Origin of the sequence: Kitasatospora sp. NPDC048298 (genome assembly GCF_043201465.1) — a bacterium.
Taxonomy (GTDB): Bacteria; Actinomycetota; Actinomycetes; order Streptomycetales; family Streptomycetaceae; genus Kitasatospora.
Genome location: NZ_JBICYZ010000050.1, coordinates 1 through 23,688, shown reverse-complemented (window position 1 = coordinate 23,688; position 23,688 = coordinate 1). Strand labels below are relative to the sequence as shown.

The 23,688-nt window shown below is 71.2% G+C and carries 17 protein-coding genes; 15 read left to right on the top strand and 2 right to left on the bottom strand.

The genetic code is table 11. The features are described from left to right. Window positions 1–17 precede the first annotated feature (17 nt). From ACGF0D_RS30270 to ACGF0D_RS30245, 6 genes are all read left to right on the top strand, one after another. Window positions 18–1,703 (top strand): type VII secretion protein EccB, encoded by a 1,686-nt coding sequence (locus tag ACGF0D_RS30270; protein WP_392884229.1) that lies wholly within the window; start codon window positions 18–20, stop codon window positions 1,701–1,703. 180 nt (window positions 1,704–1,883) lie between these two features. After that, window positions 1,884–2,189: a WXG100 family type VII secretion target gene (locus tag ACGF0D_RS30265; RefSeq protein WP_392884231.1), complete on the top strand. Its 306-nt coding sequence runs from the start codon at window positions 1,884–1,886 to the stop codon at window positions 2,187–2,189. 119 nt (window positions 2,190–2,308) lie between these two features. Further along, window positions 2,309–2,599: a WXG100 family type VII secretion target gene (locus ACGF0D_RS30260; RefSeq protein ID WP_392884232.1), complete on the top strand. Its 291-nt coding sequence runs from the start codon at window positions 2,309–2,311 to the stop codon at window positions 2,597–2,599. A gap of 98 nt (window positions 2,600–2,697) precedes the next feature. Next, window positions 2,698–3,930, top strand: a complete 1,233-nt coding sequence (gene mycP, locus ACGF0D_RS30255; protein WP_392884234.1) for a type VII secretion-associated serine protease mycosin — start codon at window positions 2,698–2,700, stop codon at window positions 3,928–3,930. Window positions 3,931–4,041: 111 nt separating this feature from the next. Next, entirely contained in the window at window positions 4,042–4,581 is a 540-nt protein-coding gene (locus ACGF0D_RS30250) for a SigE family RNA polymerase sigma factor (protein ID WP_392921585.1), read from the top strand. Window positions 4,582–4,664: 83 nt separating this feature from the next. Next, a complete protein-coding gene (locus tag ACGF0D_RS30245) occupies window positions 4,665–5,930 on the top strand; it encodes a hypothetical protein (protein ID WP_392921582.1) in 1,266 nt (421 codons plus the stop codon). Window positions 5,931–5,996: 66 nt separating this feature from the next. Here ACGF0D_RS30245 and ACGF0D_RS30240 read toward each other — a convergent pair whose 3' ends face one another. Then, on the bottom strand, window positions 5,997–7,400 hold the full coding sequence (locus ACGF0D_RS30240) for an APC family permease (RefSeq protein WP_392884238.1): 1,404 nt from the start codon (window positions 7,398–7,400) through the stop codon (window positions 5,997–5,999). 467 nt (window positions 7,401–7,867) lie between these two features. Next, the gene (eccCa, locus tag ACGF0D_RS30235) at window positions 7,868–11,812 is read right to left on the bottom strand and encodes a type VII secretion protein EccCa (RefSeq protein ID WP_392884240.1); all 3,945 of its coding nucleotides are present in this window, start codon (window positions 11,810–11,812) and stop codon (window positions 7,868–7,870) included. A gap of 359 nt (window positions 11,813–12,171) precedes the next feature. On the opposite strand from eccCa, the gene eccD reads away from it, so the two are divergent. The 9 genes from eccD (at window position 12,172) to ACGF0D_RS30190 (ending at window position 23,229) form a co-directional block, all read left to right on the top strand. Next, the gene (gene eccD / locus ACGF0D_RS30230) at window positions 12,172–13,629 is read left to right on the top strand and encodes a type VII secretion integral membrane protein EccD (RefSeq protein ID WP_392884241.1); all 1,458 of its coding nucleotides are present in this window, start codon (window positions 12,172–12,174) and stop codon (window positions 13,627–13,629) included. Window positions 13,630–13,842: 213 nt separating this feature from the next. Continuing rightward, window positions 13,843–14,133 carry a 30S ribosomal protein S15 gene (gene rpsO / locus ACGF0D_RS30225; protein WP_209416808.1) on the top strand — a complete coding sequence of 97 codons (291 nt, stop codon included), beginning with the start codon at window positions 13,843–13,845 and terminating at the stop codon, window positions 14,131–14,133. 454 nt (window positions 14,134–14,587) lie between these two features. Next, entirely contained in the window at window positions 14,588–16,795 is a 2,208-nt protein-coding gene (locus ACGF0D_RS30220) for a polyribonucleotide nucleotidyltransferase (RefSeq protein ID WP_392921580.1), read from the top strand. A gap of 119 nt (window positions 16,796–16,914) precedes the next feature. Further along, window positions 16,915–18,267, top strand: a complete 1,353-nt coding sequence (locus tag ACGF0D_RS30215) for a M16 family metallopeptidase (protein ID WP_392884245.1) — start codon at window positions 16,915–16,917, stop codon at window positions 18,265–18,267. A 32-nt stretch (window positions 18,268–18,299) separates the two neighbouring features. Next, entirely contained in the window at window positions 18,300–19,046 is a 747-nt protein-coding gene (gene dapB / locus ACGF0D_RS30210) for a 4-hydroxy-tetrahydrodipicolinate reductase (RefSeq protein ID WP_392884247.1), read from the top strand. Between the two features lie 25 nt (window positions 19,047–19,071). Then, window positions 19,072–19,530 carry a hypothetical protein gene (locus ACGF0D_RS30205; RefSeq protein WP_392884248.1) on the top strand — a complete coding sequence of 153 codons (459 nt, stop codon included), beginning with the start codon at window positions 19,072–19,074 and terminating at the stop codon, window positions 19,528–19,530. Next, window positions 19,527–20,258 (top strand): FAD-dependent thymidylate synthase, encoded by a 732-nt coding sequence (thyX, locus tag ACGF0D_RS30200; RefSeq protein WP_392884249.1) that lies wholly within the window; start codon window positions 19,527–19,529, stop codon window positions 20,256–20,258. The genes ACGF0D_RS30205 and thyX overlap by 4 nt, the downstream gene beginning before the upstream one ends. 215 nt (window positions 20,259–20,473) lie before the next feature. Then, the gene (dapA, locus tag ACGF0D_RS30195) at window positions 20,474–21,373 is read left to right on the top strand and encodes a 4-hydroxy-tetrahydrodipicolinate synthase (RefSeq protein WP_392884251.1); all 900 of its coding nucleotides are present in this window, start codon (window positions 20,474–20,476) and stop codon (window positions 21,371–21,373) included. A gap of 170 nt (window positions 21,374–21,543) precedes the next feature. Then, window positions 21,544–23,229 (top strand): ribonuclease J, encoded by a 1,686-nt coding sequence (locus ACGF0D_RS30190; protein ID WP_392921578.1) that lies wholly within the window; start codon window positions 21,544–21,546, stop codon window positions 23,227–23,229. Window positions 23,230–23,688: the final 459 nt, after the last annotated feature.

The following is a 23,688-nucleotide window of genomic DNA, read 5'->3' as shown; positions in this document are numbered from 1 at the left end:
TAGGGGGACGACGAGGTATGGCATCGCGCCGGGACGAGCTGAACGCGTACACCTTCGCCCGCAAGCGCACGGTGGGCGCCTTCCTGCTGCCCGCCGGCGGCGGCAGCGACGAGGACGCGCCGCGTCCGGTGAAGGCGGTGCTGCCGAGTGTGCTGGCCGGGGCCGTGTTCGTGGCCGGGTTCGGGATCTGGGGGGTCTTCAAACCGAGCGCGCCGGTGAAGTGGGACGACGGCAAGAACATCATCCAGGGCAAGCAGTCGACCACCCGGTACGTGGTGCTCACCGACCAGGACCAGAAGACCAAGCGGCTGCACCAGGTGCTCAACATGTCCTCGGCGCGGCTGGTGCTGCCGGCGGGCGCCAAGGTCGTGGTGGTGGACGACGGGGTGCTCGACCGCTACCCCAACCACGGGCCGACGATCGGGATCCCCTACGCGCCGGACAAGTTGCCGACCACGGACAACGCCAGCAAGCCGATGAAGTGGGCGGTGTGCGACCGCCCGGGCTCGGACGACAAGCAGGAGACGGTCAACCAGGCGGTGTTCGTGGCGGCCGGAGCGGATGCGGCGGCGCTGGCGGCCAAGGACCGGATGCTCGGCCCGGACCAGCTGATGCTGGTGCAGCAGGCCGACGAGCAGCAGATCTCGGCCGCGCCGGCGCCGGGTCAGCCGGCCGGCGGGGGCGCCGCGCTGTTCGTGGTCGACGCGCAGGGGCGCAAGCACCCGATCGGCTCGCCGCAGTCGGACGACAAGGAGCGCAAGGCGCTGGTCACCGCGGTGTTCGGGCCCAACGCGGTGCCGCAGCGGGTCAAGCGGGACTGGCTGGACACCCTGGTGAACGCCACCCCGATCACCTTCCCGCAGGTCGAGGCGGTCGCCGACAGTCAGGGCGCCAACTCCAAGGTGGAGCTGAGCAACCCGGCCGACCGTCGGATCGGCCGGCTGGTGCATTACCAGGACCGCCACTACGTGGTCGGCAAGGACCAGCTCTTCCTGGTCACCCCGTTCCAGGCGGAGCTGATCCGGCAGAACCCGGCGTACCAGATGCTCTACAAGTACGACCAGGACAAGAAGCCGCGCAGCGACGAGATGACCCCGGCCGACAACGCCCAGTGGGGTGGCGACGTCCCGCTGAAGGGCACCGCCCCGGACTGGCCGCTGAAGACCGGCGCGCCGGTGAACAACTGGCAGGACCGCCAGGACGCCCGGATGGTCGTGTGCAGCACCTACGACGGTGTCGCCGCGGACGGCAGCACCGCCAAGCGCAGCGTCTGGGCCGGGACTTCGTACCCCGCGCCGTACAACAACGGTGCCGGGGCGGCGTACGTGACCCCCGGTCACGGGCTGTTCTACCGCTCGATGGACAACGCGGCCGCCGGCTCCGGGACCGACTTCCTGATCACCGAGACCGGGTTGCGCTACTCCGTCCCGTCCAACGGTGACGGCGGCCAGCGCCCCGCGGCCTCGCCGCAGCCCGGCCAGAGCGGCTCCCCGAAGCCGTCGGCGCCGCAGCCCACCGCCACGCCGACCCCCGGGGCGCCGTCCCAGGAGCCGGGGCAGCAGCAGGACGAACCCGGCGGCAACCAGGCGAGGTTGGGCTACCAGGGGGTCCAGCCGCTGCCGGTGCCGAAGGAGTGGTCGAACCTGGTTCCGGCCGGTCCGCCGCTGACGGCGAAGAGCGCCACCCAGCCGCAGAACGCCTGATCGGCCAAGCGCGGCAACCGAATTGGCCCCAGTGTCATGGTCTGGTAACTACTCGATGATCGGTGTTGGGTGAGTTGCGTGTGCCGACTACAGTGCTGCTGGACATCACACAGGTGATGCGACGGTCGGCCCGCTGGGCCCTCCGTACACGCAAATGTTGTCTCATGGGGGACGTGGAGCATGGCTCAGGGTCAGTTCACGATGACCGCGCAGGAGATGCTGGCCTTCGCCAAGCAGATCGAAGAGGCCATCGGCAAGATCGAGGCTGAGAAGAACAAGCTGATCAGCACGGTCACCGGCATCACCAGCGGTTGGCAGGGCCAGGCCGCGACGGCCTACACGAACCTGCAGAACCGGGTCAACGAGGACATCGCGAGCCTCAAGGAGTCGCTCAACGCGATCAAGCACGCGATCGAGATGACCACCAAGCACTACGCGAGCACCGAAGAGGAGCAGAAGGCGATGTTCTCCTCGGCCCAGGGCTGATCACCGCATCCGCGCTGATCGCCGCACCTGCGCCGACCGCCGTTCTGTCCCGCTCCACCGCTCTGCGGAGCGCCCGCCGCTGACCGCGCGGTGCTCCTCATCCTCGTAAGGGAGACAACGTGTCCGAACACATCCTCGTCAACTTCCAGACCGTTCACCAGGCGGCCGAGGAGGTCAAGGCTTCGGCGAGCCGCATCGACCACCTGCTGAACGACCTCAAGGGCAACGTGACCCGCATCGCCTCCAGCTGGCAGGGTGCGGCCCAGCAGGGCTACCAGGCCCACCAGGCCAAGTGGGACGCCAAGGCCAACGACCTCCAGCAGGTCTGCGCGCAGATCGCGACCTCGCTCGAGAACGCCGCGCAGAGCTACCGGACCACCGAGGACGCCAACGCCAAGCTCTGGGGCTGACGTTCGGGTTCCGTAGGGAACGACAGGGGGCGGGTACCCGGATTCCGGGCACCCGCCCCCGGCGCGCGGCAAGGGTGGACGACATGAGGGGTGGCAGGGTGACCCGACACGGGTACCGGAAGGCGGCCGCGGCGATCGCCGCGCTCGCGGTGCTGGGCGGCCCGCTCGCCGCCCCGGCGTACGCCGACAGCGGGCCCGGCCTGGCCGCGGCCGGCGACTGCCCCAAGCCCGCGCCCGACGTGCAGACCGTGCCGTGGTCGCTGCAGCGCCTGCTGCTGAACGAGCTGTGGCAGGACGGGAAGACCACCGGCGCGGGCGTGACGGTCGCGGTCATCGACACCGGGGTGGACAACGGCAACCCGCAGCTGTCCGGCAAGCTCGACGCGGGCCCGAACCTGCTGGTCAACCGGGAGACCAAGGAAGCGATCCAGGGCAGCTCCACCGAGGACCCGGTCGGCCACGGCACCAAGGTGGCCGGCATCATCGCCGCCCGGCCCAGCAAGACCACCGGCTTCGTCGGGCTGGCTCCCGACGCCCGGATCCTGTCGATCCGGCAGAACGACAGCGACGGCAACGGCGACGTCTCCACCCTGGTCACGGCGATCAGGGAGGCGGTCAGGCGCGGCGCCAAGGTCATCAACATCTCCCAGGACGTGCGCGGGGCGGGCGACGCCCGGTTCGGCGGCTACCAGGAGCTGAAGGCCGCCGTCGAGTACGCCGAGGAGAACAGGGCCGTGGTGGTCGCCTCCACCGGGAACGACGGCAAGGAGGGCGACACCTACCCGGGCGCCTTCCCGACCGTGCTGGCCGTCGGCGCCTCCGACCGCAACAACGAGCGGGCGCCCTTCTCTCAGTACGGCGGCTTCGTGAAGGTCGCCGCGCCCGGCGTCGACATGCTGTCCACCGTGCCCGGTGGCGGCCAGTGCGTGGACAACGGCACCAGCTTCGCCGCCCCGTACGTCTCCGGCCTTGCCGCGCTGCTGGTCGGAGCCCACCCGAACTGGAAGCCGGCCCAGGTGCGGGCCTGGATCGAGCAGACCGCGCAGCGCACCCAGCGCGACCCGGACACGTTCATCGGCTGGGGCGTGGTGGACCCGGTGAAGGCCGTCACCACGGCCCCCGTCGACGCACCCCTCGCCGCCGTCCCGGACGCCCCGGTGCAGCTCGCCGCCGCGCCGATCGTGCCGCGCCCGGTGGGCCTCGGCGAGACCCAGGCCGACCGCGACGGCCGCACCGCGACGTACGTCCTCGGTGTCGGCGCGCTGCTGGTCGCGCTGCTGATCGGCGGCGGCGTGGTGCTGCGCGACCACCGGCGCAAGTCCTCCTCCTGACCCGCGGCTTGCGCCCGCCGCCCGGCGACCCGCCGGAACCCCTGTAACACCGCCGCCCGCCCGCCGCATCGATGAAGTGTCAGGGAGGGCGGACCACGGGGGGCAGGGCGCATGGGGTGGATCGGGTCGGGCCGGGAGGCCAAGGACGCGGAGTTCCTGGAGCTCGTCTCCGGCCGGACCGGTCACCTGTACCGTTCGGCCTGCCTGCTCACCAGCGGCGACACCCACTACGCCGAGGACCTCGTACAGGAGGCCCTCAGCCGGATGTACGTGCTGTGGCGGCGAAGCGCCTTCACCGGCCGCGGCCGGATCGACAACCCGGCGGCCTACACCCACACCGTCATGGTGCGCACCTTCCTGGCCCAGCAGCGCCGCCGCTCCAGCGGCGAGCGCCCCAGTGCCGCCCTGCCGGAGCAGGAGGGGCAGGACGCCGACAGCGCCCTGCGGCTGACCCTCCTCGACGCGCTCGGCCGGATGCCGCCCAAGGACCGCGCGGTCCTGGTGCTGCGCTACTGGGAGGACCGCAGCGTCGAGGAGACCGCCGAGGCCATGCGGGCCTCCTCCGGCGCCGTCCGCACCCGCACCACCCGGGCCCTGGCCAGGCTGCGCGCCCTGCTCGGCGACTCGCTGGCCGAGCTGGCCGCCCGCTGAGGCCGGCGCCCGCCGAGGCCGGCGCCTGCCGGCCGCAAGGAACTTCTCTCGCAACCCGCGACGCAAGGAGACGGTGAACACCCATGTCCGAACCGGACAAGTTCGAAGACGATCTTCTCTACGCCCTCACCCGTACGGGCGAAGGCTTCCGCACCGAGCCGGCCGAGCAGGCGGGCCTGGTCGCGGACGGCTACCGGCTCGGCCGCCGCCGCTGGCGCCGCCGCTCGGCCGCCGCCGTGGTGGGCGGCGCGGCCGCGCTGGCCCTGGTGGGCACCGGCACGGTGTACCTGGCCTCCCCGGGTGCCGGGGACGCGGGCACCGTGAGCGCGGCCTCCGCCCCGGCGGCCTCCGTCGGCATCACCGCGGGCGGCAGCGCCGCCGCGACCACCCCGACCGCGCTGCAGTCCGTGGCCCAGGCCGCGGTCTCCGGCGACGAGGTGCTGGCCACCTTCCGGGCCCTGCTGCCCAAGGGGGAGATCACCGAGGCCACGGGGCAAGGCACCGATCGCGGGCCGAAGGCCACCGACGCCTCGGCGAACCTGGTCTTCGACGACGGCCAGGGCAAGTCGCTGATCCAGTTCAACATCAGCAAGCACCGGCCCGGTCAGGTGCAGCTGCCCGGCTGCCCGCCGGACCTCACGTTGGTCCGGGTCGACGCCTGCACCGACACCGTCCTGCCGGACGGCTCCAAGCTCCTGCTGCAGCAGGGGTACGAGTACTCGGACAGCCGGGCCGACACCAAGGAGTGGTTCGCCGTGCTGAACGGCCCGGACGGCCGGTCCGTCTCCGTGCACGAGTGGAACGCGCCCAAGGAGAAGGGCGCGCCGGACAGCCGCCCCAACCCGCCGCTCACCCTCGACCAGCTGAAGGCCGTCGTCACCGACAAGTCCTGGGACCGGGTCGTCAAGGCCCTCAGGTTCGACGGCATCGACACCGAGGCGATCGACCCGGGCCTGTCGCCGGCGGACTACGAGACCGTCCTGACCGGGCTGCTGCCGTCCGGGGCGACCGTGACGGGCCGCAAGGGCCAGGACACCGGGGTGGCCTTCGAGCTGGCCAGGGCCGGGCGGGCCGGCACGCTGTCGGTGCTGGTGAAGAACTGGGCCAAGGCCCCCGACGACCGGCCGGCCCAGCACTGGTACCAGGACGCGGAGATCCTGCCCGACGGGACGAAGCTCCTCACCCACGCCCCGGCCGCCCCCATCCTGCCGGGCAAGCTGATCGCGGACGCGACGAGGCCGGACGGCCTGGAGGTCCTGGTCGTGACGGCGTCGAACGGCGACCCGCTGCTGACCGCGGCGGAGCTGAAGACGATCGTCACCAGCCCGGCCTGGAAGGCCAGGAAGTAGCGGAACACGGCGGTGCCCCGGGCTGGGGGAGGCCCGGGGCACCGCCGTGTGGGGGAGGGGTGGGGATCAGTCCTGCTGGTCCTCGGGAAGGCTGATCACCCAGCGGGTGTCCTGCCGGGGGCGCAGGTAGAACAGCCAGTAGAGGGTGGCGGCGGCGGTGATGCCGCCGGTCCACAGCAGGGGCTCGGTGTCCAGCTTGGTGATCACGTAGACCAGGACGGCGATCAGCACGACCGGGACGGCCGGCCACAGCGGCATCCGCCAGGCGGAGGCGTGCTTGTGGTGGGCGCGGCGGGAGAGCAGCGCGGCGATCGCGACCAGCAGGTACATCCCGGTGACGGCGACGCCGGTGATGTTGCTCAGCAGCTCGCCCTTGACGAAGCAGAGCGCGGCGCCGGGCAGGCCGACCGCCAGGGTGGCGATCCACGGCGAGCCGAACCGGCCGAGGGTGCCGAAGGCCTTGTTGACCGGCTCCGGCCAGGCCTTGTCGCGGGCGGAGGCGAACAGCACCCGGGAGTTCTGGATGACCATGACGATGCCGGCGTTGATGATGGCCAGCGCGACGCAGAGGCTGATGAAGGTGCCGACGGCCGAGTTGCTCCAGGCGGTGACCATGCCGGAGATGTCGCCGGAGGACAGGGTCTGCAGGTCGGGGGCGCCCATGGTGATGGCGACGACCGGGACCAGGATGATGGCCGAGGAGATGCCGAGCGTCCACAGCACGGTGCGCGAGACGTTGCGGCGGGGGTTCTCCAGCTCCTCCGACAGGTAGACCGCGGTGGAGAAGCCCTGGGTGATGAACAGGGCGATGCCGAGCGCGCCGACGATGGCGCCCACGCTCACCGTGGTGGTCGCGCCGCCCTCCCCGGCGACCACGCCGTGCAGCAGGCTGGGGGCGTCGCTGTTGGTGTGGGCGAAGCCGAGCACCGAGACCACGCCGGCCGCGATGACCTCCAGCACCAGGAAGATGCCGGTGATCCAGGCGTTGGCGCGCAGGTCGAGCAGGCCGGCCAGGGTGGCGGCCAGCATCACGGCGGCGCCGGTCATGGCCTTGTCCAGGTGCAGGACGGGGGCGAGGTAGTCGGCGGTGCCGAGGGCGATGACCGAGGGGACGATCATCACCACGATCAGCGAGAGCACGAAGACCAGCCAGCCCATCAGCCGCCCGGCGAGGGTGCCGACCATCGCGTACTCGCCGCCGGCGCTGGGGATCAGGGTGCCGAGTTCGGAGTAGCAGAACGCGACCGCGACGCAGAGCACGGTGCCGATCGCGATCGCCAGCGCCGTGGCGCTGCCGATGCTGGAGAACAGCTCCGGCACGATCACGAAGAGCGTCGAGGCGGGCGTGACGCAGGACAGCGTGAGCAGGGTGCCGCCCACGACGCCGATCGAGCGCTTGAGCTGCTGGGGCGCTGCCGCCTCGGCCGCCGTGGCGGCTACGGTCTGTGGCGGACGAAGCGTGTCGGTCATGTGGCTTCCGATCGGCTGTGCGGTGCTGGGGTGGGAGCGGTATCGCCTCCGCTGGCTGGTTGCTCGGTGTCCGGTTCCAGTCGCTCCCTGGCCGCAATGGAACATCGGCGTATTGATTGCGTCAATGTCGGAACTGCTTCGGAATCCGTTGTGGCGAACGGCATAAACATGCGATCCGATGATCACGTTCAGTCATTGTGAGCTTTGTCCGACTTGTTACCTAAGCCACATCGCGATTGAATCGAAGGTGAACAAAGCGGGGAGTGCCGTGATTCAAAGGTCGTGCTCCGGGTGGACGGTGGTACGCCCAGGCACTCCCGAGGAGCCCGGCAACTCCCCGGCCGGGTGCGGGAACCGCAGCTTCCGCCCGCAAAGATCTAGGTAACGTTTCGGCACCCGGGACGCCGAAGGGGTCGGACTCCACGAGTCCGACCCCTTTCGCTCACCGTCCGTGACGGTCGGCGCGGCTACGCCACCGGCAGCCAGCCCGTCTGGATCATCTGCCCGCCGGTCGCGCGGCGGGACACGTAGACCCCTCGGCCGGGCGGCAGCGCCTGCGGCTTGACCGTCCCCAGCAGCGCGCCCTCGTCCCGGTTGCCGGACAGGATCACGCCCTGGCCACCGAGCTCGCGCATCCGCTGCAGCACCGGCTCGTACAGCGAGCGGCCGGCGCCGCCCGCGCTGCGGGCCACGATCACCCGCAGGCCGATGTCACGGGCGAACGGCAGGAACTCGGCCAGCGGGGCCAGCGGGTTGCCCGAGCTCGTCGAGACCAGCTCGTAGTCGTCGACGATCACGAACATGTCCTTGCCGCTGTACCAGCTGCGGTTGCGCAGCTGCTCGGCGGTCACGTCCGGGCCCGGCAGGCGGCGCGCACAGGCGCCGCGCAGCATGTCGACGATGGCCGCCATGGCCGGCTGCGCGGCCGCGTACTCCACCAGGTACTCCGGCGGTACGGTGCCGAGCAGCGCGCGCCGGTAGTCGCCGATCACGATGCCGGCCTGGTCCGAGGTGTAGCGCTCGGTGATCTGCTTGATCAGCATCCGCAGCACCGCCGACTTCCCGGACTCGGTGTCGCCGAAGACGATGAACAGCGGGTCGGTCTCGAAGTTGACGAAGACCGGCGCCAGCTCCGCCTCGTCCACGCCGAACGCGACGCCGCGCTCCGGGTGCTCGAAGCCCTTCGGCAGCGAGTCGCCGTCCAGGACGGCCGGCAGCATCCGCACCTGCGGGGCGCGCGGGCCGGTCCAGGCCCCGTCCACCGCGCCGACCAGCCCGGCCACGCCGTTCTGCAGGTCGTCCACCGAGGAGGAGCCGTCCAGCCGCGGCAGGCCGGACAGGAAGTGCAGCCGCTCCGGGGTGATGCCGCGCCCGGCCAGCGCCGGGACGTTCTGCGCCACCCGGCGGTCGACCTCGGACTCCATCGCGTCACCGAGCTTCAGCTCGGTCCGGTTCTGCAGCAGGTCCTTCAGCGCCGGGCGCACCTCGGCGTACCGGGCCGCGGTGATGACCAGGTGCACGCCGTAGCCGAGACCGCGCTGGGCGATGTCGCCGATCACCGGCTCCAGGCCCTCGAACTCCTGCTTGAAGGTGTTCCAGCCGTCGATCACCAGGAAGACGTCACCGAAGGCCTCGTCCGGCAGCCGGCCGGCCGCCCGGGTGGCCCGGTACGTGGCGATGGTGTCGATCCCGGCGACCCGGAACAGCTCCTCGCGCCGGTTGAGCACCCCGTGCACCTCGGAGACCATCCGGCGCACCTTGTCCACGTCCAGGCGCCCGGCCACCCCGCCGACGTGCGGCAGCCCGGCCAGCGACTGGAAGCTGCCCGCACCGAAGTCGAGCAGGTAGAACTGCACCTCCAGCGGGGTGTGGGTGAGGCCGAACGAGGCGACCATGGTGCGCACCACGGTCGACTTGCCGGACCGCGGACCGCCGACGATCAGGCCGTGGCCGGCCGCCCCCGCGTAGTCGACCTCGAGGATGTCCGTCTTCTGCTCGCGCGGCTTGTCCACGATGCCGATCGGCACCCGCAGCCGGCCCGCCGGGTAGCCGGGCGCGGTCAGCCCGCGCTCCGGCACCACCTGCAGCGGCGGCAGCAGGTGGTCCATGCTGGGCGCGTCCTCCAGCGGCGGCAGCCACACCTGGTGCGCGGCCGGGCCCTGGCCGGCCATCCGCTGGACGAACACGTCCAGCACGGTGTCCACCAGCGCGTCGTCCTGCTCCGGGACCTGCGGCGCGACCTCCTCCTCCACCGGGTCCGGCAGCTCCACGAAGGCCGCGGTGAACTCCACCGGGCGGGTGTCGACCCGGCGCCCGCCGGTCGACCGCTGCTGCCCCGGCGCCCGGTACGGGCCCGAGACGTAGGCGGCCTTGAACCGGTCCATCACGTCCTCGCCGAACTTGAGGTAGCCGACGCCCGGCACCGGCGGCAGGTGGTAGGCGTCCGGTACGCCGATCGCCGCCCGGGACTCCGCGGCCGAGAAGGTGCGCAGACCGATCCGGTACGAGAGATAGGTGTCCAGGCCGCGCAGCTTGCCCTCCTCCAGGCGCTGCGAGGCCAGCAGCAGGTGCACGCCCAGCGAACGCCCGATCCGGCCGATCTGGATGAACATCTCGATGAAGTCGGGCTTGGCGGTGAGGAGTTCGGAGAACTCGTCGATGATCAGCACCAGCGAGGGCAGCGGGTCCAGTGCCGCGCCGGCCGCCCGGGCCCGCTCGTACTCGTGGATGTTGGCGTAGTTGCCCGCCGAGCGCAGCAGCTCCTGGCGGCGGTGCAGCTCGCCCTCGATCGCGTCGCGCATGCGGTCGACCAGGGTGAGCTCGCCCTCGAGGTTGGTGATCACCGCGGAGGTGTGCGGCATGTCCGCCATGCCGGAGAAGGTCGCACCGCCCTTGAAGTCGGCGAGGACGAAGTTCAGGATCTCCGAGGAGTGGGTCATCGCCAGCGCCAGCACCAGCGTGCGCAGCAGCTCCGACTTGCCGGAACCGGTCGCGCCCACGCACAGGCCGTGCGGGCCCATGCCCTCCAGCGCGGCCTCCTTGATGTCCAGGTAGACGTGCTCGCCGTTGGCGCCGACGCCGATCGGCACCCGCATCCGCTCATGCTGGGCGCGCGCACGCCAGCTGCGGGCCACGTCGAAGGAGCCCGGGTCGCCCGAGCTCATCATGTCGGTGAAGTCGAGGTTGGACAGCAGCGGCTCGTCGTCCCCGCCGGCCGAGATCCGGTACGGCGCCAACTGCCGCGCCAGCGCCTCGGACTGCCACACCGAGAGCAGGTCCGGCTTGCCGGTGTACGTCGCGCCGGAGGCCGAGCGCAGCACCAGCTCCTCGGCGCCGACCGTCACCATCAGGTGCCCGCTGGGCTCGTCGACCTCGCCCGGCACCACCTCGATGACCGTCACGCCCTGCACGCCCTCCGGGCTCGCCAGCAGCGAGTCGTGCGGCACCCCGGCGCCGTCCATGACGACCACCAGGTGCGGCTGGTCGGCGGGCGGTGCCACCTCCCGCACGAAGCGCTGGCGGCCGGCCAGCTCGTCCTGGAGCAGGTACTCCAGGTCGCCCAGGTCGTTCGCGAAGAGCCGGCGCGAGCCCGCGCCGTCGGCCTCCTTGCGGTGCTGGTTGTGCGGGAGCCACTTGGTCCACTCCCACTCCTCGGCCGCACCGGGCGCGGCCGCGACCGCCACCATCAGGTCGTCCGGCGAGTGCAGGGTGGTCAGCTGGGCGATCATCGCGCGCACGTTCCCGTACACCGAGTCCGGGTCCCCGCACACCGTGATGTGGTAGAAGGCCCGCAGCGAGACCGCCAACGGCAGGTCCTGGAGGGTGCCGTGGGCCTTCAGGAAGGAGTGCATCGCGGCCGCCGACAGCGGCTCCAGCTCGTCCATCGGCGCGGTCTGCGGCGCCACCAGCGGGGTGGAAAGCTGCACCGGCCCGAGGCCCACCCGGATCTGCGCGAAGTCGCCGTCCCCGATGCGCCGTTCCCACAGCCGCCGGCCGTCCTCGACGATCGACCAGAGCTGGTCCGGCGCCGGGTTCAGGAACAGCAGCGCGCCGCGCTGGCGCTCCGCCGTGCGGCGCACCTGGCGGCGGGTCTGCTGCAGGTACTTCAGGTAGTCGCGCCGCTCGTCCGCCATCGCGGTCGAACCGCCCTTGCGGGCCCGGACGATCTGCGCCAGCACCATGCCGAGCGTCGAGGCGATCATCAGACCGCCCATGATCTTCATCGGGGCCGCGGCCCCGGGCGAGAAGAAGAAGACCGCCGAGCCGCCCATGCCCAGCATCGGCAGGATGCTCATCAGCCAGTCCTCGCCGCCCTGCCTGGGCAGTTCGGGCGGGCTCACCAGCTCCACCGGTTCGTCCGGCACGGTCGGCGGATACGCCCTCGCCGGTCGCTTGACCGTGATCACACCCATGTGTCATCCACCCCGCGGCGTCGATCGATCACTTCGGCATCAGCCCTCACGCGATTGCGTACGGTCCGTACGGGAATCCGGTGGCTGAGGACGCCCCACCCAGCGCAGCCCCCGTACCTTGCGCAGGCGCCGATCCTAACGGTCGCCCCCGCACCGCCCGCCAGCGCCCGGGTACGCACCGGCAGCGGACGCGAACCGAACGGGTAGGGTAACGCCGCGCCAACTCGCGGCCCGGTCGGGCCGGTTCCGCAGCAACACCGAGCGCCGCCGGGCCTCGGCACCGTCAACAAGGGGGAGCGCCAAGTGCGTCGAAGGATCGAGGTGGGCGCCCGCATCGGCGAGCGCAGCGAGGTGGGCGCATGAGTGCCGCCACAACCGGCTACTGCCGCGTGACCGTCGTCGCCCCGGACCGCCGGATCGACGTCGCCCTGCCCGAGGACGTCCCGCTCGCGGACGTCTACCCCGAGGTGCTGCGCCTGGCCAACCAGAGCCAGCCCGACGGCACCCCCACCGGCTTCCACCTGGTCCGCCGCGACGGCACGGTGCTCGACAGCGGACTGCCGCTGGCCGCCCAGCAGGTCCGCGACGGCGACCTGCTGGCGCTGCGCCCCTTCGCCGAGTCGCTCCCGCCGGCCGTCTACGACGACGTCGCCGACGCGATCGCCAGCGCCGTCGAGGCCGACCGCCGGTTCTGGACCGCCGAACTGATGCGCGGCTTCGGCCTGATCGGCGCCGGGGTGCTGCTCACCCTGCTCGGCTTCGCGCTCTGGTTCTCCGACCTGCGCCACGACATGCACGGCCTGCCCGGCGTCCTGGCCGGCGTCACCGCCGTCGTGCTCACCGCGCTCGCCGGGGTGCGCGCCCGGGTCTACCAGGACGCCCACGCGGCCGTCGCGCTCGGCCTCGGCGCGCTGCCGCACGCCATGATCGGCGGCAGCGGACTGATCGCCGTCGCCCACCCGTGGGAGGGCCCTGGCCGGCTCCAGTTCCTGGCCGGCTGCGTCGCCGCGCTGGTGGTCTCCGTCCTGCTGGCCGGCCTGCTGCCGGAGAAGGACGCGGTGTTCGTCGCCGCCGCCCTGGTCTCCACCGCCGGCGCGCTCGCCACCTTCGCGGCCGTCCTGCTCCCGCAGACCCCGGCCGGGCACATCGCCGCCGTCACCGGCGTCGCCGCCGTCGCCGTGGTCGGCTTCCTGCCCAGCCTCTCCGCCCGCTTCGCCCGGCTGCCGGTCGGCTTCAGCGCCCCCGGCCAGACCCGCACCCGCAGCCGCGACTACGACGAGGAGGCCGAGCGCGCCGAGGCCGTCCAGTACGAGCGGATCGCGCACCAGGCCCGCCGCGGCCACGAGGTGCTGGTCGGCCTGGTCGGCGGCTGCGCCGCGGTCGTGGTCGGCGCCTGCGCCGTCCTCGGCTTCACCGACGAGACCTTCCCCGAGCTGCTCGCGCTCGCCCTGGGCCTGACCACCATGCTGCGCGCCCGACTGTTCCGCTACACCGCGCAGGTGCTCAGCCTCACCGTGGCCGGCCTGCTCGGCCTGAGCCTGCTGATCGTCGGGCTGTCCCTGCACACCCCGCAGTTCTTCCTGCGGGTGGCCGGCTCCACCACCGAACTCGACCTGCGCACGATCTGGCTGACCGCCTCCATCGCCTTCGGCGCCGCGCTGCTCACCGCGATCGCCCTGGTGGTGCCGCGGCTCGGGGTCTCCCCGTTCTGGGGGCGCATCCTGGACCTGGTGGACAGCCTCACCCTGATCTCGCTCGTCCCGCTGGCGCTCGCCGTCCTGGACGTCTACCGGCTGGTCCGCGGCGCCACCAGCTGACCCGCGCCGCCCACCCGTGCTGCCCACCCGTCGCCCTGCGCCACCCGCCGGACGGCCGGGTGGGCGGCACTGGTACGCTTGGCCACCGAGCGCAGCCGTGTGTCCGCAGCCCACCCGTGGGCGGCAGAGCGCCGGCCGCGCTCACGACACCGAGTTCTCGATGAGTCCTGTGTTGTCGACCAGGACCGCTCGGTAGACCCCGAAGGAGTTGCAGTGGCTCTCGCCTCTGACGTCAAGAAGCAGATCATCGCCGAGTTCGGCCAGAAGGAGGGCGACACCGGCTCCCCCGAGGTCCAGGTGGCCATGCTCTCCCGTCGCATCTCGGACCTGACCGAGCACCTGAAGTCGCACAAGCACGACCACCACTCGCGTCGTGGCCTGCTGATCCTGGTCGGCCAGCGTCGCCGCCTGCTCCAGTACCTGGCCAAGAAGGACATCGAGCGCTTCCGTACGCTCGTCGACCGCCTGGGCATCCGCCGCGGTGCCGCCGGCGGCGCCCGCTAAGACCGCCGTACGGGGCGGCTCCCCACACCGGGGAGCCGCCCCTCGCGCGTATGCCGTGGCCGTCCGGCCGCGGCACCCTGAGATAACAACTCGCGCGCACCTCCCCAGGTGGCCGAGGATTGCACCGTAGGGTTGTGGGCATGTCGGGTGATGGCGCACCAGCGCGCCACCCGGGCAGTAGGACCCGACCCCCCCGCGGGACGAAGGCTTCAAACGGAAGCCGCCCGCATCCGAGAGAGCGTCCAGACGCGGACCGCCCATCCCGGCCCGGCAGCCGTGAGGCGCCGGTCCTCGGTAGTGGCCGTCGGAACCCCCGCAGACCGAGCGGGGCACTCCGGAGGCTTCGATCGAAGACCGGCCCGACTGCCGCCCTCCCTGACGAGGGCCCGGGGCCCACCGCAGGCAGTGCGCGGGGACGCTCTCCCGGAGACGTACGAAAGAGGAGATCTTCCAGGTGGAAGAGAACGTGTTCTACGCCGAGGCCGTGATCGACAACGGTTCCTTCGGCACCCGTACCATCCGCTTCGAGACCGGCCGTCTGGCCCGTCAGGCCGCCGGTTCCGCCGTGGCCTACCTGGACGACGACACCATGGTGCTGTCGGCCACCAGCGCGTCCAAGCAGCCGAAGGAGCACTTCGACTTCTTCCCGCTGACCGTGGACGTCGAGGAGCGGATGTACGCCGCCGGCCGCATCCCCGGCTCGTTCTTCCGTCGCGAGGGCCGGCCCTCCGAGGACGCGATCCTCACCTGCCGCCTGATCGACCGCCCGCTGCGCCCGTCCTTCGTCAAGGGCCTGCGCAACGAGGTCCAGGTCGTCGTCACCGTGATGGCGCTCAACCCCGACCACCTGTACGACGTGGTCGCGATCAACGCCGCCTCCGCCTCCACCCAGCTGGCGGGCCTGCCGTTCTCCGGCCCGATCGGCGGCGTGCGCGTCGCGCTGATCAACGGCCAGTGGGTCGCCTTCCCGACCCACAGCGAGCTGGAGTCGGCCGTCTTCGACATGGTCGTCGCCGGTCGCGTCCTGCCGGACGGCGACGTCGCGATCATGATGGTCGAGGCCGAGGCCACCGACAAGACCATCAAGCTGGTCGAGGGCGGCGCCGACGCGCCGACCGAGGAGATCGTCGCCTCCGGCCTGGACGCCGCGAAGCCGTTCATCAAGGTCCTGTGCGCCGCGCAGTCGCAGCTGGCCGCCCAGGCCGCCAAGCCGACCGGCGAGTTCCCGGTCTTCCTGGACTACCAGGACGACGTCCTCGCCGCGCTGAGCGCCGCCGTCAAGGACGAGCTCGCCCAGGCCCTGACCATCCCGGGCAAGCAGGAGCGCAACAACGAGCTGGACCGCGTCAAGGCGCTGGCCGCCGAGAAGCTGCTGCCCGAGTTCGAGGGCCGCGAGAAGGAGATCAGCGCCGCCTACAACGCGCTGACCAAGAAGATCGTCCGCGAGCGCGTCATCACGGACAAGGTCCGCATCGACGGCCGCGGCGTCACCGACATCCGCACCCTGGCCGCCGAGGTCGAGGCCATCCCGCGGGTGCACGGCTCCGCCCTGTTCGAGCGCGGCGAGACCCAGATCCTGGGCGTCACCACGCTGAACATGCTCCGGATGGAGCAGCAGCTGGACACGCTCTCCCCGGAGACGCGTCGCCGCTACATGCACAACTACAACTTCCCGCCGTACTCCGTCGGTGAGACCGGCCGCGTGGGCTCGCCCAAGCGCCGCGAGATCGGCCACGGCGCGCTGGCCGAGCGCGCCCTGCTGCCGGTGCTGCCGACCCGCGAGGAGTTCCCGTACGCCATCCGCCAGGTCTCCGAGGCGCTCGGCTCCAACGGCTCCACCTCGATGGGCTCGGTCTGCGCCTCGACCATGTCGCTGCTGAACGCCGGTGTGCCGCTGAAGGCCGCCGTCGCCGGCATCGCCATGGGCCTGATCTCCCAGGAGATCGACGGCGAGACCCACTACGTCACGCTGACCGACATCCTCGGCGCCGAGGACGCGTACGGCGACATGGACTTCAAGGTCGCCGGTACCCGCAACTTCATCACCGCCCTCCAGCTGGACACCAAGCTGAACGGCATCCCGGCGTCGGTGCTCGCCGCCGCGCTGAAGCAGGCCAAGGACGCCCGCCTGCACATCCTCGACGTGATGAACGAGGCCATCGACTCGCCCGACGAGATGTCCCCGAACGCGCCGCGCATCATCACCATCAAGATCCCGGTGGACAAGATCGGTGAGGTCATCGGCCCCAAGGGCAAGATGATCAACCAGATCCAGGAGGACACCGGCGCCGAGATCACGATCGAGGACGACGGCACCATCTACATCGGTGCCGCCGACGGCCCGGCCGCCGAGGCCGCCCGCACCACGATCAACCAGATCGCCAACCCGACCATGCCGGAGGTCGGCGAGCGCTACCTGGGCACCGTGGTCAAGACCACGACGTTCGGCGCGTTCGTGTCGCTGATGCCGGGCAAGGACGGCCTGCTGCACATCTCGCAGATCCGCAAGCTGGCCGGCGGCAAGCGCGTCGAGAACGTCGAGGACGTCCTCGGCGTCGGCGCCAAGGTGCAGGTCGAGATCGCCGAGATCGACCCGCGCGGCAAGCTCTCCCTGATCCCGGTCATCGAGGGCGAGGAGGGCGGCGAGGCCGCTTCCGAGTGAAGCGCCGCTAGCTGACCCCGCGGCCCGTACGCCTCCCGGCGTGCGGGCCGCACCCCGTTGTCCACGCGTTCGTCCGTACGTGCCCATCCGCACGTGCGTTTTCTCTGGAGGTACCCCCCGTGGCGCAGGCCCCGGCGGTAACGCAGCGTCCCGGCACCACCCGGACCCTGCTCAAGGGCGTCGACGGCGCCGGCACGGTGCGCCGCACCGTCCTCCCCGGCGGCCTTCGGGTCGTCACCGAGACCCTGCCGACGGTGCGCTCCGCGACCTTCGGCATCTGGGTCGGCGTCGGCTCGCGGGACGAGACCCCGCAGCTCAACGGCGCGACCCACTACCTGGAGCACCTGCTCTTCAAGGGCACCGAGCGGCGCAGCGCGCTGGACATCTCGGCGGCCCTGGACGCGGTCGGCGGCGAGATGAACGCCTTCACCGCGAAGGAGAACACCTGCTACTACGCCCGGGTCCTGGACACCGACCTGCCGCTGGCCGTCGACGTGGTCTGCGACATGGTCACCGGCTCGCTGATCCGGCCCGAGGACGTGGAGTCCGAGCGCGGCGTCATCCTGGAGGAGATGGCGATGGCCGAGGACGACCCGGGCGACGTGGTGCACGACCTGTTCGCCAAGGTGATCTTCGGCAGCGGCCCGCTCGGCCGCCCGATCCTCGGCACCCAGGAGACCATCAGGACGCTCACCCGGGACCAGATCGCCGGCTTCTACCGCCGCCGCTACCGGCCCGAGAACCTGGTCGTCGCCGCGGCCGGCAACCTCGACCACCGCAAGGTGGTCAAGCAGGTCGAGCAGGCCTTCGCGCCGGTGCTGGCGGCCTCCACCGCGGCCCCCGCCGAGGCCCGCCGCGGCCACAAGGCGCTGCGCACGGCCGGCAAGGTCGAGGTGCTCAACCGCTCCACCGAGCAGGCCCACCTGGTGCTGGGCGTGCCCGGGGTGCCGCGGCACGACGAGCGCCGCTGGGCGATGGGCGTGCTCAACGCGGCCCTCGGCGGCGGGATGAGCTCCCGGCTGTTCCAGGAGGTCCGCGAGAAGCGGGGCCTGGCGTACTCGGTCTACTCGTACTCCTCGTCCTACGCGGACAGCGGCCTGTTCGGCATCTACGCCGGCTGCCAGCCCAAGCGGGTCGAGGAGGTGCTGCGGATCTGCCGCGCCGAGCTGGCCAAGGTGGTCGAGGAGGGCATCACCGAGGAGGAGTTGAACCGGGCGATCGGCCAGATCTCCGGCTCCACCGTGCTCGGCATGGAGGACAGCGGCTCGCTGATGAACCGGATCGGCAAGGCCGAGCTCAGCTACGGGCACCACCTGTCGGTGGACGACATGCTGGAGCGGATCGCGTCGGTGACCCTGGAGGACGTCCACGCGGTGGCCCGTGATGTGCTGGGCGCGTACCGGCCGTCGCTCGCCCTGATCGGCCCGGTCAACGACAAGCGGGCCGCCAAGCTCGCCGATCTGCTGGTCTGATCCGCCGATTTCCGGGTGAGAGGAATTTTGCTATGACGCTGCGTGTCGCCGTGATCGGCGCCAAGGGACGGATCGGCTCCGAGGCGGTCAAGGCCGTGGAGGCCGCGCCGGACCTGGAGCTGGTGGCCGCCCTCGGCCGCGGCTCCAAGCTGGAGGAGCTGACCGAGGCGGGCGCCCAGGTGGCCGTCGAGCTGACCCACCCGGACTCGGTGATGGGGAACCTGGACCACTGCCTGCACCACGGCATCCACGTGGTCACCGGCACCACCGGCTGGACGGACGAGCGGCTCGCCACCGTCCGCGGCTGGTTGGACCAGGCCCCGGAGCTCGGCCTGCTGATCGCCCCGAACTTCTCCATCGGCGCCATCCTCGGCATGAAGTTCTCGCAGGTCGCCGCCCGGTACTTCGAGTCGGTCGAGGTGGTCGAGCTGCACCACGACCGCAAGGCCGACGCCCCCAGCGGCACCGCCACCCGCACCGCCCAGCTGATCGCCGCCGCCAGGGCCGAGGCCGGCCGCCCGCCGCAGCAGGACCCGACCACCCACAGCCTGCCCGGCGCGCGCGGCGCCGACGTGGACGGGGTGCCGGTGCACGCGGTGCGGCTGCGCGGCCTGCTCGCCCACCAGCAGGTGATGTTCGGCGACACCGGCGAGACGCTCACCATCCGGCACGACTCGCTGCACCACAGCAGCTTCATGCCGGGCATCCTGCTGGGCGTGCGCAAGGTCGTCGGGACGCCGGGGCTGACCTTCGGCCTCGAACACTTCCTGGACCTGTGACAGTGTCGACCTCCAGGAGGGCGTCATGACCTCTCGTACCGGTTTCTTCGTCCTGTCCGGCGTGCTGCTGCTGGTCGCCCTGGTCTGCGTGGGCGAGGGCGTCCAGCTGATCGCGACCGGCAAGCCGCTCGGCATCGGCATCGGGATCTGCGCCTTCGTGATCCCGGTGATCGGCGTCTGGTTCCTGCGCCAGACCGTCCGCTTCGGCCGGGACAGCGAGCGGCTGGCCCGCGAGCTGGAGGCCGAGGGCGGCCTTCCGGTGGACGAGCTGGAGCGCAGCAAGGGCGGGCGGATCGACCGGGCCTCGGCCGACGCGGTGTTCACCCGCCGCCAGGCCGAGGCGCAGGACGCGCCGGGCGACTGGCGGGTCTGGTTCCGCCTCGCCGTGGCCTACGCCGACGCCGGCGACACCCCGCGCGCCCGCAAGACCATGCAGCACGCCATCAAGCTGCACAGCACCGAACCCGCAAGGAGTAACGCGTGAGCGACGAACCGACGGCCCCCAGCTTCCGCAGCGACGTGACGGTGGAGCTGGTCCGCAGCGCCGCCGCCGACTCGGACGTCATCTGGGCGGCCCGGGTCTCGACCGCGGGCGAGCAGTCCCTGGAGGCCCTCGACCAGGACCCGGAGAAGTCCAAGGGCCTGATCAACTTCCTGATGCGCGACCGGCACGGCACGCCGTTCGAGCACAACTCGATGACCTTCTTCATCAGCGCGCCGATCTTCGTGTTCCGGGAGTTCCACCGGCACCGCAGCGGCTGGTCGTACAACGAGGAGTCCGGCCGCTACCGCGAGCTCCAGCCGGTCTTCTACGTCCCGGGCGAGGAGCGCAAGCTGGTCCAGCAGGGCCGCCCCGGCAAGTACGAGTTCCACGAGGGCACGCCCGAGCAGCACCGGACCACCACCGAGGCGATGGAGGCCGCGTACGTCGAGTCCTACGCCCGCTACCAGGAGATGCTGGCGGCCGGCGTCGCCCGCGAGGTGGCCCGCGCGGTGCTGCCGGTGGGCCTGTTCTCCTCGATGTACGCGACCTGCAACTCGCGTTCGCTGATGCACTTCCTGTCGCTGCGCACCCGGCGGGAGAACTCGGCGGTGCCGTCCTTCCCGCAGCGCGAGATCGAGATGGTCGCGGAGCAGATGGAGGAGCAGTGGGCCCGGCTCATGCCGCTCACCCATGCGGCCTTCGAGAAGCACGGCCGAGTCGCCCCCTGACCTGGGACGACAGGCATACGGGCAGAGTGTCTGGCATGTCTGGATTGCGGCTTTTCTGGCCGCTCCCTACATTCGTGAACACGGATTCCGGTGCTGTCCGAACCCCCGAGCGGGCAGCACCGGAATCCCACGTCCGCGCCACGAATGCGCCGCACCTGTCCGAACACCGGACCGGCATGGGTACCGCCCCACCGCCTACGAGTAGCTTTGGACGCATGGCTCCGACCTCCACCCCCCAGACGCCGTTCGGCCGGGTGCTGACCGCGATGGTCACCCCGTTCACCGCCGACGGCGCGCTCGACCTCGACGGCGCCCAGCGCCTCGCCACGCACCTCGTGGACTCCGGCAACGACGGCCTCGTCGTCAACGGCACCACCGGTGAGTCCCCGACCACCAGCGACGCCGAGAAGGCCCAGCTGGTCCGCGCCGTGGTCGAGGCGGTCGGGGACCGCGCCCACGTGGTGGCCGGCGTCGGCACCAACGACACCCACCACAGCATCGAGCTGGCCCGCCAGGCGGAGGCGGCCGGGGCCCACGGCCTGCTGGTCGTCACGCCGTACTACAACAAGCCCCCGCAGGAGGGCCTGTACCGGCACAACGTCGCCGTCGCCGACGCGACCGGGCTGCCCGTCATGCTGTACGACATCCCGGGCCGCAGCGGGGTCGCGCTGAGCCACGAGACGCTGGTCCGCCTCGGCGCGCACCCGCGGATCGTCGCCAACAAGGACGCCAAGGGCGACCTCGGCGCCGCGGCCTGGGCGATCGCCCGCGCCGACCTCGCCTGGTACTCCGGCGACGACATCCTCAACCTGCCGCTGCTGTCCGTCGGAGCCGTCGGCGTGGTCAGTGTGGTCGGGCACGTGGTGGCCGGGGACCTGCGGGCGATGGTCGAGGCCTTCCTGGCGGGCGATGTGGTCAAGGCCACCAGCATCCACCAGCGCCTGCTGCCGGTGTTCAGCGGTATGTTCCGCACCCAGGGCGTCATCCTCGCCAAGGCCGCGCTGGAACTCCAGGGCCGGCCGGCGGGCCCGCTGCGGCTGCCGCTGGTCGGCGCGACGCCCGAGGAGATCGAGCGATTGAAGCAGGATCTCGCCGCCGGCGGGGTACACCTCTAACAGACACGGACGTGCGCGCCCCGGCTCGCCGGACCTCCCAGGGTCCGCCGCTGGACCGGACCGAAGGCGCGAGAGCACAGACCCAGTAGGAAAACGACACTGAGAACGCACGCCATATGTCTCCAGGGGGAGGACCCCGGGCATATGGCGTGCGTCGTGAGGAGAGTCTTTTGAGCCACCCGCACCCCGAGCTCGGCGCGCCCCCGGCCCTGAAGGAGGGCGCCCTCCGCATCACTCCGCTCGGCGGCCTCGGCGAGATCGGCCGCAACATGACGGTCCTGGAGTACGGCGACCGCATCCTGATCGTCGACTGCGGCGTCCTCTTCCCCGAGGACGAGCAGCCCGGCGTGGACCTGATCCTGCCGGACTTCAGCTACATCCGGGACCGCCTCGACAAGATCGACGGCATCGTCCTCACCCACGGGCACGAGGACCACATCGGCGCCGTCCCCTTCCTCCTGCGGGAGAACCCGGACATCCCGCTGATCGGCTCCAAGCTGACCCTCGCGCTGATCGAGGCCAAGCTCGTCGAGCACCGCATCCGGCCGTACGTGCTGGAGGTCAAGGAGGGGCAGCGCGAGCGCATCGGCCCCTTCGACTGCGAGTTCATCGCGGTCAACCACTCCATCCCGGACGCCCTGGCGGTGGCGGTCCGGACCCCCGCCGGCATGGTCGTGGCCACCGGCGACTTCAAGATGGACCAGCTGCCGCTGGACGGCCGCCTGACCGATCTGCCGACCTTCGCCAAGCTGGCGGAGGAGGGCATGGACCTCCTGCTGGTGGACTCCACCAACGCCGAGGTCCCCGGCTTCATCCCGCACGAGCGGGACATCTCGGCGGCGCTGCGGAACGTCTTCGCGAACGCTGAGAAGCGCATCATCGTGGCCTCCTTCGCGAGCCACGTGCACCGCATCCAGCAGGTCCTGGACGCCGCCCACGAGTACAAGCGCAAGGTCGCCTTCGTCGGCCGCTCGATGGTCCGCAACATGGGCATCGCCCGCGACCTCGGCTACCTGAAGGTCCCCGGCAACATGGTCGTGGACGTCAAGCAGCTGGACGACCTGCCGGACAAGGAGGTCGTGCTGATCTGCACCGGCTCGCAGGGCGAGCCGATGGCCGCGCTGTCCCGGATGGCCAACCGCGACCACCAGATCCGCATCGTCGAGGGCGACACCGTCGTCCTGGCCTCCTCGCTGATCCCGGGCAACGAGAACGCCGTCTACCGGGTGATCAACGGCCTGACCCGCTGGGGCGCCAAGGTCGTGCACAAGGGCAACGCCAAGGTGCACGTCTCCGGCCACGCCTCGGCAGGCGAGCTGCTGTACTTCTTCAACATCTGCAAGCCGCGCAACCTGATGCCGGTCCACGGCGAGTGGCGCCACCTGCGCGCGGCCGCCGAACTGGGCATCGCCACCGGGGTGCCGCGCAACCGCGTGGTCATCGCCGAGGACGGCGTCTGCGTCGACCTGGAGGGCGGCGTCGCCCGGATCGCCGGCAAGGTGCAGGCCGGGTACGTCTACGTGGACGGCTCCTCGGTCGGCGACATCAGCGAGGCCTCGCTCAAGGACCGCAAGATCCTCGGCGAGGAGGGCTTCATCTCGGTCTTCGTCGCAGTCGACTCGGCCAACGGCAAGATCGTCGGCGGCCCGACCATCCAGGCCCGCGGCTCCGGCATCGACGACAATGCGTTCGCCCCGGTGGTCGCCAAGCTCCAGGAGGCGCTGGACCGCTCGGCGAGCGACGGTGTGCTGGAGCCCCGTCAGGTGCAGCAGCTGGTCCGCCGGACCATCGGCAAGTGGGTCGCGGACAACTACCGCCGCCGGCCGATGATCCTGCCGGTCGTGGTCGAGGTCTGACGCTCGCTCAACACCGGCTGAGGCCGGTTTGACGTGGGGCGACCCGGTGCGTAATGTTCTCCGGGTTGCCCCACGGGACGGCCCCTCGGAAACGGGCTCGAATCTGAATTCGAGAACGAACGGGGAAAACGGACCGAGTAACTCTGATAGAGTTCGGGAGCGCCGAAAGGCGAAAGCAAATCGGATGAATGAAACTCCGGAAAACGGAGCGGAAAACATCTGATAAGCTGGAAACACGAAAGAACGAAGCCCGGAGGGCCTGCTGGAAGGCAGTCCGAAGGAAGCGTTCGTTCCTTGAGAACTCAACAGCGTGCCAAAAGTCAACGCCAGATATGTTGACATCCCCGGCCCTGATCGTTTGATCGGGGTTGGAGATTCCTTTTGAAATAAACACTAGCGAGGACGCAGTGCGCGGGGCCGCCCTATTCCGGTGGTTGCCGTGCCGCTCAACGCGGGTGT